The organism is Nocardia aurantiaca, from assembly GCF_009708175.1.
Taxonomy (GTDB): domain Bacteria; phylum Actinomycetota; class Actinomycetes; order Mycobacteriales; family Mycobacteriaceae; genus Nocardia; species Nocardia aurantiaca.
Window position 1 is genome coordinate 254,841 of the sequence record NZ_WMBB01000004.1, and the last position, 12,289, is coordinate 267,129.

General features: G+C 66.5%; 8 protein-coding genes. 3 read left to right on the forward strand and 5 right to left on the reverse strand.

Translation table 11 applies throughout. The annotated features are described in order from the left end of the window. Positions 1-212: 212 nt before the first annotated feature. From GLP40_RS09940 to GLP40_RS09955, 4 genes are all read right to left on the reverse strand, one after another. Positions 213-713, reverse strand: coding sequence for a hypothetical protein (locus GLP40_RS09940; RefSeq protein WP_154787549.1), 501 nt, complete (start codon positions 711-713; stop codon positions 213-215). After that, complete coding sequence (gene mnmA, locus GLP40_RS09945) at positions 710-1,831, reverse strand: tRNA 2-thiouridine(34) synthase MnmA (RefSeq protein ID WP_154787550.1); 1,122 nt, start codon at positions 1,829-1,831, stop codon at positions 710-712. Before mnmA ends, GLP40_RS09940 begins: the two co-directional genes overlap by 4 nt. Continuing rightward, on the reverse strand, positions 1,832-3,052 hold the full coding sequence (locus tag GLP40_RS09950; protein ID WP_154787551.1) for a cysteine desulfurase family protein: 1,221 nt from the start codon (positions 3,050-3,052) through the stop codon (positions 1,832-1,834). A gap of 153 nt (positions 3,053-3,205) precedes the next feature. Next, entirely contained in the window at positions 3,206-6,610 is a 3,405-nt protein-coding gene (locus GLP40_RS09955) for a protein kinase domain-containing protein (protein WP_407671562.1), read from the reverse strand. Between the two features lie 589 nt (positions 6,611-7,199). Here GLP40_RS09955 and GLP40_RS09960 point away from each other — a divergent pair. The 3 genes from GLP40_RS09960 to GLP40_RS09970 all read left to right on the forward strand — a co-directional run bounded on the left by GLP40_RS09960 (position 7,200) and on the right by GLP40_RS09970 (position 11,404). Further along, positions 7,200-8,438, forward strand: a complete 1,239-nt coding sequence (locus GLP40_RS09960) for a serine hydrolase domain-containing protein (RefSeq protein ID WP_154787552.1) — start codon at positions 7,200-7,202, stop codon at positions 8,436-8,438. A gap of 1,147 nt (positions 8,439-9,585) precedes the next feature. Continuing rightward, the gene (locus GLP40_RS09965; RefSeq protein WP_328289944.1) at positions 9,586-10,479 is read left to right on the forward strand and encodes a 1,4-dihydroxy-2-naphthoyl-CoA synthase; all 894 of its coding nucleotides are present in this window, start codon (positions 9,586-9,588) and stop codon (positions 10,477-10,479) included. 109 nt (positions 10,480-10,588) lie between these two features. Further along, positions 10,589-11,404: an alpha/beta fold hydrolase gene (locus GLP40_RS09970; protein ID WP_154787553.1), complete on the forward strand. Its 816-nt coding sequence runs from the start codon at positions 10,589-10,591 to the stop codon at positions 11,402-11,404. On the opposite strand, the gene GLP40_RS09975 is transcribed toward GLP40_RS09970, so the two are convergent. Continuing rightward, complete coding sequence (locus GLP40_RS09975) at positions 11,373-12,212, reverse strand: helix-turn-helix domain-containing protein (protein ID WP_196054602.1); 840 nt, start codon at positions 12,210-12,212, stop codon at positions 11,373-11,375. The genes GLP40_RS09970 and GLP40_RS09975 overlap by 32 nt on opposite strands. Positions 12,213-12,289: the final 77 nt, after the last annotated feature.

A 12,289-nucleotide genomic window follows, 5' to 3' on the forward strand; every position in this document is an offset into this window, starting at 1 on the left:
AAATCCCGATCCGCTTCCGAATTCGCCGCCACGATGCCCGCCCGCACGAACCAGGCCGGGGATGGCACCGTGGGCCTCGATGGATTCCCGAAGCGACCAGGCCGGATCGGGACCGTATCGCGCGGCGGCGCGGAGCAGCCCCATCCCGGCCACCGCACCCAGCGCCCGGCCAACCGGGGGCGCGGCCCGTCCGGCCGATGCCGACGGGCGAGTCACTCGCCGACATCGTCGCGGTCGGCCCGGCCGGTCGAATTCGCGTACCAGTCCCAGCATGTCGTGTTGACGAACCAGTCCCAGGTCTTGCCCGCGCGCTCGGTCCCGTCGCCGGACGTACCCGAGCCGGTTGTGATCCGGCTGCCGCGCTCGGCATAGGGGGCGACCGGAACGACTACGCGCTTGCGGCCCGTGTGGTCGGCGCCGCGCTCACCGGAGGGTCCCATCGCCGCGTCCTGGGGCCCTTCCGGGCCCGGCTGCGCCTCACCCGGCAGGAATTCGCCGGCATCGGTCCGGGCGGGTTGCTCGCTCGACTCGGCGATACCCGTGCGGTTCGCGACACCCCATTTACCGAGCCGGGCCTTACCGGGCGCGCGGCGCGGTCGCAGGTTCGCCGGTTGCGGGATTCCGCTACGCCACACGATCCGGCCGCGGAGGATCGGCCGGACCTGCGGCGCCACATACGACTTCGCGCCGCTGCGCGAGTGACGGGCGCTCACCGGGCGCTGTCCGAGACCAGTTCGCTTGCGTACGAATGAGGTTCGCGTTCGGTGCCGGAGATGGTGCCGCTGCCCAGCACCTCGTCGCCCGCCGCGTCGGGGCGATAGAGCACCACGGCCTGGCCGCGGGCCACACCCGTCAGCGGTTCGCGCAGGCGCACCATCAGGCCGCCGTCCACGGCCTCGGCGACCGCGGTGGCGGTGCCGCCGTGGGCGCGCACCTGGGCCACGCATTCCACCGGGCCGGACGGGGTTTCACCGGAGGTCCAGATGGCGCGATCGGCGAGCACCGTCCACACCTCGAGGTCCTTGGCCGAGCCCACGTGCACGGTGCCGGTGTCCGGGTCGATCTCGGTCACATAGCGCGGCTTGCCGTCGGCGGCCGGACCGGGCAGGCCCAGACCCTTGCGCTGCCCGATGGTGAACCCGTGTACGCCCTCGTGCTCGGCGAGCTTCGTGCCGTCGGCGTCGAGCACCGCGCCGGGCCGGATGCCGATCTTCGCGCCCAGGAAGGCCTGGGTGTCACCGGAGGGGATGAAGCAGATGTCGTGGCTGTCGGGTTTGGTGGCCACCGCCAGCCCGCGCTCGGCGGCCTCGGCGCGGATCTGCGGCTTCGGGGTGTCGCCCACCGGGAACATGGCGCGGGACAGCTGTTCGGCGGTCAGCACGGCCAGCACGTACGACTGATCCTTGTCCGCGTCGACGGCCCGGCGCAGCACGCCATCCTCGAGGCGAGCGTAGTGCCCGGTCACCACGGCGTCGAAGCCCAGCGCCACCGCGCGGTCGGCGAGCGCCGAGAACTTGATCTTCTCGTTGCAGCGCAGGCACGGGTTGGGGGTCTCACCGGCGGCGTACGCGGCGACGAAGTCGTCGATCACGTCCTCCTTGAACCGATCGGCGAAATCCCAGACATAGAACGGGATTCCGAGCACATCGGCCGCCCGCCGGGCGTCACCGGCGTCCTCCTTCGAGCAGCAGCCGCGCGACCCGGTGCGTAGCGTGCCCGGGTTCGCCGACAGCGCCAAGTGCACGCCGACCACCTCGTGTCCGGCGTCCACCGCGCGGGCGGCCGCCACGGCGGAATCCACGCCACCACTCATCGCGGCAAGTACTCGCATCTAGAAGCCTCCCTTCGCTCCGGCCAGTCCGGCCGCCTTCGCCCGCTCCACCACCTGCGGCAGCACCGCCAGCAGGGCATCGATATCGGCGTCGGTCGAATTGTGTCCCAATGAGAATCGCAGGGATCCGCGCGCCAGCGCCGGTTCCACGCCCATGGCCAGCAGTACATGGGAGGGTCCGGCCACACCCGCATTGCACGCGGATCCGGTCGAGCATTCGATCCCGGCGGCGTCCAGCAGCATGAGCAGCGAATCGCCTTCGCAGCCGGGGAACGTGAAGTGGGCGTTGCCCGGCATACGCCGGTCCCCGGTCGCGCCGTTGAGCACCGCATCGGGCATGAGGGCGCGCACGCCGTCGATGAGCCGATCCCGCAACCGCTCCAATTCCACCGTGCGCAAGGCCATTCCGGCCACGGTCTCGCGGATCGCTGCGGCCAGGCCGGCCGCCGCCGGCACGTCGGACGTGCCCGAACGCAAGTCCCGCTCGTGCCCGCCGCCGTGCAGCAGCGGCATCGCCGGCACCTGTCGCCCCAGCAGCAGCACGCCCGCGCCGTGCGGGCCACCGACCTTATGCCCGGCGAAACTGGCCGCTGCCAGGCCGCTGGCGGCGAAGTCGATGGGCAGCTGCGCCGCCGCCTGCACCGCATCGCTGTGCATGGGCACTTCGAACTCCTGTGCCACCGCGGCCAATTCCCGAATCGGCTCGATGGTGCCGACCTCGTTGTTGGCCCACATGACGCTCACCAGCGCCGTTTCCGCGGCGTGCTCGGCCAGCGCGGCGCGCAGCGTGCGTGGCGAGACGATGCCGTCGGCATCGCATTCCAGCCACGTGATCTGCGCACCCTCGTGCTGCTCGAGCCAATCCACGGTGTCCAGCACCGCGTGATGCTCGACCGAGCTCACCAGAATCCGGTTCCGCTTCGGATCGGCGTCATGCCGCGCCCAATAGATCCCCTTGACGGCGAGATTGTCGCTCTCGGTCCCGCCCGAGGTGAAGATCACCTCTGAGGGCCGCGCCCCCAGCCCCGCCGCGATCGACTCCCGAGCCTCCTCGAGCAGCCGCCGCGCGGCCCGCCCCGACCCGTGCAGGGACGACGCGTTCCCCGTCATCCCCAGGGCAGCGCACATGGCCTCGACAGCGACCGGGAACATGGGTGTCGTGGCCGCGTGATCGAGGTAGACCGTCTGGGCACCGACCGGACCCGGGAAAGCCGACTTCATGACCAGTAAAGGATAGCTGCCGCCGTCGAGACGATATTCCCGCCATACCCCGCGGTGATGGCAGGGAGATCACAGCGGCCGTTCGAGGGCCGCGCACCGGCGGAGTTGCGGATATTCGAACCCGTGGCTCCCGCGTGCGGAGAGGTGTGGCGGTCAAGGGTTTTCTCGCTCGGCGTCTTCCACGATCCAGGCTGCGATCTGCGCTCGGGAGGTGAATCCGAGTTTGGTGAGGATGTGCTCGACGTGGCCCTGGGCTGTGCGTTGCGAGATCACGAGTTTCGCGGCGATCTGCTTGTTGGTAAGACCTTGGGCGATAAGGTCTGCGACCTGCCGCTCACGTTTGGTCAGCTCCGAGGACGAACCCGACTTGGGCGTCGTGTCAGTGGGATGCTCCCCGAGTGCGTAGGCCACCGCGGCGTCCATCCCCATCTCCTGGCCGCGCCGAAACGCCGCCGAGAACCTGCGGGGGCCGAGGGCGGCGCGCGTTGTTCGATCACATTCGTCGTGATACTGCACCAGCTCCGCGACACCGTGCGCGACGCTGCCCACAGATCGCCACAGTGCCTCCGCGGCTCCCATCAGAACGGCCGCGCGCTCGGCGGCTCCGCCCGAGCCGGCAATCCAGGCCATCGCCTCGAGACCGGTTGCCACGACAAAAGGACTGCGCACCCGCCGGTTGACACGAAGCGTTTCCTCGAGCAGTTGTTGTGCCCTGGGCCGCTCTCCTTGCCACCATGCCGCAATGGCCATGCCCCATAACGCGGACGACCGGAATAGCCATTCACCGCACGCCTCGGTGATGGAGAACACCTGCTCGTAATACTCCATCGCCCGTCGAGTTTCGCCGTATAGGGCATGTGTCCAACCGAGCACCGTCAAACTCGAAACGTACCAATGTCCTTCGCGATGGGCGGCGAACCCTTCGAGAGCATGTTCCAAGGAGGAAGAAGCGCGAGCGGGATCGCCCAGATAGAACCCCAGAATGCCGTCGGCGTGAGCGACCAGCGCCTGGATCACGGGGGCGGGATCCTGTTCGGCGAGCGCGCGTGCTTCCTTCACGAGGGCGTCGGCCGACTGGAAGTCGCCTTGATACGAGGCCATCAAGACGTCGGCACTGAGCGCCTTGACCCGGTCGGGTATCGAGTCGGCGCGCGGATGGGCGAGTACGCGGTCGAGCCATCGTCGCGCTTCGCCATTGAGTCCCCGGAAGGTCCAGAACATCATGAGCGCACTGGCGGTGCGCAGTCCGGCTTCGGCAGCCTCCTCGGTGTCCTCCGCCAGACTGTATTCGAGCGCGTCGCGCAAATTGGGCTGCTCGCGTTCGAGCCTTGCCAGCCAATCGAGCTGCTGATTGCTGATCCACCCGGCGTCCGCGTCGAGGGCCAGACGCTGGTACCAGTCACGGTGCCGACGCCGCACCAACTGGTCCTCGCCTGATTCCCGCAGCTTCTGCCAGCCGTAGTCCCGGAGCGTCTCGAGCATTCGGAACCGCACGGCGGTATCCGATTCCTCCCGGATCAGGATCGACTTGTCCACCAATGAGGACAGCACATCGAGTGCGCCGTGCTGTCTCGGATCGGCACAGCACACCTGCTCCGCGGCATCGAGTTCGAAGCCACCGGCGAACACCGACAACCGGGCCCACAGCCGCTGCTCGTTCGGGCTGCACAGCTCGTAGCTCCAGTCGATGCACCACCGCAGCGTTTGCTGCCGTGTCGGCGCGGTGCGGCTGGCTCGGGTCAACAGCGCGTACCGATCGGTGAGCCGCGCCAGGATCTGTTCGGGTGACATCGTGCGCATCCGGGCCGCGGCGAGTTCGATCGCCAGCGGCAATCCATCCAGGCGAGCGCAAATGTGGGCAACGGTGCCAATGTTGCCCTCGGTGAGTTCGAAGCCCGGCACAGCCAAAGCGGCACGGTCGGCGAACAACGTGACCGCATCATATTTGGGCAGCCCGCGCATCGACGGCTCCCAACTCGAATCCGGGACCTTCAGCGTCGAAACCCGCAGCACCGCTTCGCCCGCGATATTCAAGGGTTCGCGAGTTGTGACCAGGAGCCGCAGGTCCGGACACGCCCGCAACCACGTTTCGACCAGCTCCGCCACGCCCGCCACCACCTGCTCGCAATTGTCTACGACCACCAGCGACTTCCGCGCGGACAGGAACTCGAGCACGATCTCGTGCAACGGCCGCGCCGACTCGTCGCGCAGGCCGAGGGCGGCCGCCACGACCTCCACCAGCAGCGAAGGATCGGAAACGTCAGCCAACTCGACCAACCACACTCCGTCGGGGAAATCGCGTCGCGCATTCGACGCCGCCCGCAGTGCAAGCCGCGTCTTGCCGACTCCCCCGGTGCCGGTCAAAGTGACCAGCCGCGACGCGGCCAGCAGATTCTTCACCTCCGCCACCTCAGTGCGTCGGTCGACGAAGCTGGTCAAATCAAGCGGCAGGGTACCGGGGCCCGGACGACCCACCGCCGGCGTCGGCGGGTGCCACCCTCTCGTCGGCGGCTTCCCACCCTGGCGTGCCGAGGCCGGTTCGGCCAGCAGCACCATCTCGTCGACCGCGAATCCGTGCCCGCGCTGCGTTCGCCGGATCGCCTCGCCCAATGCACTCGCCGAAGGCCGCTCGCGGGGATCTCGGCCCATCGCCATCGCCACCACCGCCGCCACGTCAGCAGCGATGCCGCTGTCTCGCAGGTCCGGAACCGGCTGGGCGGTGATCCGCAGGAACTGGGTCACCACATTCTCCCCGCTGCGCCGCTCGAACGCCGCATGTCCGGTCAGCGCACAGAACAGGGTGGCGCCCAGTCCATAGACATCCGCAACCGAGGTCGGAATCTCGCCCTCGAGCACCTCCGGAGCGGTGAATGCCGGGGATCCGGTCAGGGTGCCCGTCGCCGTCTCGAACCCCCCAGCGATCCGTGCGATGCCGAAATCGGTCAACGCCGGCTCGCCGTAATCGGTGAGCAGAATGTTTCCCGGTTTCACGTCCCGATGCACAATCCCCGACCGATGCGCGCTCTCCAACGCTCCGGCGATCTTCACTCCGATCCACAACACCGTCTCCAAGGGCAGCGGACCCTGTTCACGGATCCGCGTATCGAGCGAGCCCGACGGGTAATAAGGCATCACCAGAAATGGGCGACCACTCGCGGTAGTACCCGCCTGCAGCACCGGCACGATATTGGGATGCCCGGTCAGTCGGCCCATCGCGCGCTGCTCCCGAAAAAACCGCGCCCGATTCTCCGCGTCCAGCTCGGCGGTCAGGATCTTCACCGCAACCGTCCGGCCCAGCGCGGGCTGGGTGCAGCGATACACCACACCGAAACCGCCCCGCCCAACCTCTTCGGCATCGTCGAAACCGACCGCGCTCAGTTCCTCGGCAACCGGCACAGAGACGTCAGAGACTGTCCGGAAGGCGTCATTTTCGCTCATCAGCCGCACACCATCCTCGGCATGTCCCCGGAAACATGCGTTCACTGCCGGACAATGGCCAGCGTATCGCACCACGCCGCAACTAAATGGCAATCGTGAACAACCGCCCGGGCGTGGCAACTGGATCCGAGCTTGCGTTCAGGCGTAGCAGGGATGCCCGTCTACACGGACATACGGAGGCGTATGCCAGCACTGATTGCGCAAACCGGAAAACGAACCGTCCACGCACGCGCTGGAAGTGACACGCGCCGACCGACTCGGCGGCAATGGAACACCGCTCTCAATGGTCGAATCAACGGCGCCGATCGCCGCGGATGGCGGAGCTGTGGGCGGCGGCCGACGCGATCCCGCACATGTCGGCATGGCGACCAGCAGGTCGTGTACACCCCGTCCGTATTTGCGACGAAGCGCGCACGCCTGATGACGGTTTCCCTCCCCACCGCGAGCGGGGAACGGGCTCATCTCCCGTCGCAGCGTCCGCTGAGGCTCGGCAACCCGCACTGGTCAAGTCATTGGCGAGGCAGAAATAGGTATACCCGCGGCAATTCGACCCTCACGGTAATGCCCAATGCGATAGAGCATGGAGGAGACAGAGCAGGCGACATCGGGCGAGTCCCCATGAATCCAGCCGCACCACCGAATTCACCACAGCAACATCGCCGCCGAGCAGAAGCTGTCACACCGCAACGGCGACATCTGAGGTAAACAAATGCCAGAATCGCGTTCTTCTCGCCCCGGTCACCCCCGCCTGCCCGACACCATCGTGCACGGTGCGTGGGAACCGGGCTACGACGACGCGATCACCGCGTTCGCGCGCCTCTTCTCGACCGGGCGCGGCGGCGGTGCGCTCGCCGTCTATCACCAGGGCCGTCCCGTCGTCGACATCTGGACCGGTTCCGCCGACCTCGACCGGGGCGTCGCCTGGCAATCCAACACCGCTGCTCTGTCGTATTCGACGTCCAAAGGCATCACCGCTACCGTGCTGCACCGATTGGCTGAGCAGGGACTGATCGACTACCACGCGCCGGTCGCGGAATACTGGCCGGAATTCGGCGTCAATAGCAAGAAGAACATTACTGTGGCCGACGTACTCACTCACCGAGCTGGCCTGTCACATGTCGCCCCGCTCGCCCGCAACCTCGAAGAACTGGTGGATCACCACCTGATGGAAGAACGGATCGCGGCGGCCGCACCCGACCGATGGCGCGGAATACCTGCCTATCACGCGATCTCCTTCGGCTGGCTCGCCGCCGGTATCGCGCGCGCGGTGACCGGCAAGGGCATGGGCGAGCTGTACCGCACCGAACTCGCCGAACCGCTGCAAATCGACGGTTTGCACCTCGGCACCCCACCGCCATCGGCGAACGTCACCGTCGCCGTCCCACACGGATCGCAGGTCCCGTTCGGTATCCCCGATGCCGCGCGGGTTCTGCGGATCGCCAGACACATTCCGGCCCCAGGTGCCGGGTTCATCCGCGCGATCTACACCCACGGAGTCGAGCGGGTCGCCTCCGGAACCGATCCGGCCATCCTGCTCGGCGAAAGCCCCGCCGCCAACGGCGTATTCACCGCGCGCGCCATCGCCGCGGTCTATGACGGCATCGCCACCGACAGGCTGCTGCCGCGATCACGGGTGCGGCGGATCTCACGGGTGCAGACCTGGCTACCGGACCGAAACCTGCTGCTTCCGATGGGCTGGCGACTCGGCTACCACTCCATTCCCACACCCGGCGCCCCGCGCGGCTTCGGACACATCGGACTCGCCGGATCAGGCGGCTGGACCGACCCCGACACCGGCCTGTCGGTCGGACTCGTGCACAACTGGCTCCCGGAAGCAGGTCGCCTACCTTGCGATCAAGTCATCCTCCCCCGTTTGCTCGCTCCCATCGTCCGCGCCGCCAGCGGAACCCGGCACACAGACCTGCCGGACCTCCGCAAGATCTCCTGAACCAACGTGGACATTCCTGTTCGAGGAGTAGGGATGATCGCGCGGGCACTGCTCGCCACCGTCCCGGGATACCGCCGCCGGGCCCTGTGGCACCCGGCACGAATGCCGCAGCGACCCCGGTCTCGTCTGCCGCGCCCTCGGCCGGGTCGGCCAACGATCTACTGATCGATCCGGCTCCGCATGCAAGCCTTACTCAGTCCGGAAAGAGCGGTACAGGCATGCAGCCCAGTGGAATCGACGCTCAGCGAGACGGAGCCGCTGGGCTCGGCCGGATCGAGCGGCTGTGCCGAAGCCTCGGGAAGGCCACACAGGCTTGACGCCACGGATTCAGCGGAGACAGGAAGCCCGTAAGTGAGCGATGCCGCCGGACGAAGGGGGAGTGGTCCAGCGACATCGACAGCATCGGCGACCGACAGCCATCAAGGCCGAAACAGGCCGCCACCTTGTAGGCCAACACTGTTTGGGGGTTACAGGCCGGCCCGGAGGGATCTTACGGGCAAGCCCCCTTCATTGCGCAACTCGAACGTGCCGTTGTGAAATCCCGTGGACCACAAGGTGAAACAACGCATCCTTCTGGCGGGGTCCGGCAACCGACGTGACGTCGCAGGTCGCCCCCGATGGCCCGATCCGTCTCCAGCCGGATCGACGCCCCTGGAGAGTGCGTCACGTCACAAGATTACATACCGGTCGGTTTGTAAGTGTGGTCGGCGAGTGGACGTGTGATCGAATAATCGAGTGGGAGAGCAACTTTCAGAGTTCGCGAAACACAGCGACCGCAGAGAGAGCCGCCGAGGACGCATCAGCATCGGAGGTCGAATCGATGATTTCGGCACATATCGATTCAGATGCCCGACTGCCGGTTGCCAGTGGTTTCACGATGAGATCACAACTTCCGACAATCCACGTTGGAGAGAGCTGGTCGAGTCGGCGGTCGACGCGCATCTGACCGCCGAACACCCTCATTGGATCCAGCCCGACTACAGCTAGAGTCCGATCGGGCAGCCGCGCTTCGCGATGGATCCCGCCCGGCCGGAGGCGGAATGCGTATTCGAAATATGCTCTGCTCCAGCATGTTCCGACTCACACTTGCCGACAAGGCGAGAGGCCGACCCCGTCTCGAAGTGCGAGCGTTACTAGGGTGGCCAAGGTGACCTTCAATCCAGATTTGTGGCGGCCCGTCCCGGGATTCGAGAACCTCACCGACATCACGTACCACCGGCACGTCGAGCAGGGCACGGTACGGATCGCCTTCGATCGCCCAGAGGTACGCAACGCTTTCCGGCCGCACACCGTCGACGAGCTCTACCGCGCCCTCGACCACGCCCGCATGAGCGCCGACGTCGGCGCGGTCCTGCTCACCGGGAACGGCCCCAGCCCCAAGGACGGCGGCTGGGCCTTCTGCTCCGGCGGCGACCAGCGCATCCGCGGACGCAGCGGCTACCAATACGCCTCCGGCGACACCGCCGACACCATCGACGCGGCCCGCGCCGGCCGACTGCACATCCTCGAGGTGCAGCGGCTCATCCGCTTCATGCCCAAGGTGGTCATCGCCCTGGTCAACGGCTGGGCCGCGGGCGGCGGCCACAGCCTGCACGTCACCTGCGACCTCACCCTGGCCTCACGCGAGCACGCCCGGTTCAAGCAGACCGACGCCGATGTGGGCAGCTTCGACGCCGGCTACGGCAGCGCCTACCTGGCGAAAATGGTGGGGCAGAAGTTCGCTCGCGAGATCTTCTTCCTCGGACGGCCCTACACCGCCGAGGAAATGCACCAGATGGGTGCGGTCAACGCCGTCGTGGACCACAAGCAGCTCGAGGATGTCGCGCTCGAGTGGACCGCCGACATTCTCGGCAAGTCGCCACAGGCCATTCGAATGCTGAAATACGCCTTCAACCTCACCGACGACGGACTGGTCGGTCAGCAGCTTTTCGCCGGAGAGGCAACGCGCCTGGCCTACATGACCGACGAAGCCGTCGAGGGCCGCGACGCCTTCCTCGAGAAACGCCTACCCGACTGGAAACCCTACCCCTGGTACTTCTGATTTGACCTGCGCCGGAGTTGTTTTGACACTCTGTCGGACCAGAAGGAACCTCTGAACAGAGTGTGCCCGAGGCGGGACAGGTGGACGAGAGCACCGCTAGGCTACGGCAATGCCGTACGTCGATACCGATGGTGCCCGCACGTTCTACACCTCCTCCGGTGACCAAGGGCGTCCTGCCGTGGTGTTGAGTCATGGGTTCTTCATGGATCTGTCGATGTTCGCACCGCAGGTGGAATATCTGGAGGCGAGAGGTTTTCGGGTGCTGTGCTGGGATGCTCGCGGGCACGGTGGCACCGTCACCGAGCCGGATCGTCCGTTCAGCTACTGGGATTCGGCACGTGATCTGCTGGCGGTGATGGACGCGGCCGGGGTGGAGAGTGCGATCCTTGGCGGAATGTCGCAGGGTGGCTACGCCATCCTGCGGACCGCATTGTTGGCTCCAGAGCGGGTTGACGCGCTGATCCTGCTCGACACCGAGGCCGACGCTTCGAATGATGACGAAAAGGCCGCGTACCACGAACTTTTCGACTCCTGGACCAATCCCGAAGTGCCGTTGGAATTACTGGCGGACGGATTGGCACCGCAGCTGATCGGCGGCACCGCGGCCGACCAGGCACCGTGGCGGGCGAAATGGGCGGCCAGTGACCGGCCCTCGATCAGGCAGGCGGCCGCCTGTTTGATCGAGCGGGAGTCACTGCTGGATCGGCTGGACGAGATCATTTGCCCTGCACTGGTTCTGCGTGGTGAACTCGACGCGTCGAGCACAGCGGAGAAGTCCGCGGCTTTGGCGGCCAAGCTGGCGAACGCCGACCCGGTCGTGACAATTCCCGGGGCCGGTCACGCGGCGAACTGGACGGCCCCGGACCTCGTCAATGAGGCAATCGGTGGGTTTCTCACTGGGCTGGCAAGCTCGGCGGCCCGCTGAACGGCAGCTTGATACCGATGAACCACTGAAAAGGCGTATCCACGCCGGGAATGTCGGTGATCCGGACCCGCACGCTGTACGGCTCTCGCGTATCCGGATCGCGTAGGTGCATCAATGGTTGGTGACGATCGAAGTCGACGCGCTCGGCGAGATACATGGTTCTGAACGCCTCGCACGAACTGAGCTGCCGGAGCAGATCCAGCGCCCATTGCGGGTTCTGGTACCTGCCCATATGCCAACGGAACCAATTCACCGTCAGCCGGGCTTCGTCCTCCCACTCCATCATCACGTCGCGTGACTCGGGGACCAGAAAGAACCACACCAGGATGTTCACCACTTCCAAAAGCCGCGGATAAGCGGCTTCGTAGATCTGGTTGGCCCATAACACATTCCATCGCTCATCGACATAGCCCGACAGATGCGGGGTCAGATCGTCGGCGGCGGCACGCAGGTCCTCGGTGATCAGTTCACGCATCTCGGCCACCGACAGCGGGGAATGGGTGCGCGGGCCAGAGGTCTTCGGAGCCGCGAGATTGTGCATGTGCTGCCGCTCGGCCGGCGTCAGCCGCAGCGCACGCGCAATCGCGTCCACCACTTCGGGACTGGGAGAGGTCTTCTCCCGTTGCTCGATCTGGGCTATGTAACTCGCAGAGACGTCACACGCGGCGGCAAGCGCCGGTCGGCTGAGGCCACGAGGATAGTCCGGCCGCCGAGCCGTTCGGTGGGTTCGAAGAAAATCCGCGAGATTGGGGGCCAGTAATTGGTCATCAGCCTCGATTTCCCCCGATGCAGAATAGCCAGCATTCACGGCCAGCAGGATACCCTTGAACGAGCGCCACGGTTTGGGTGAATGCGAGCCTGGATACCACGAAAACCAAAGCGGGA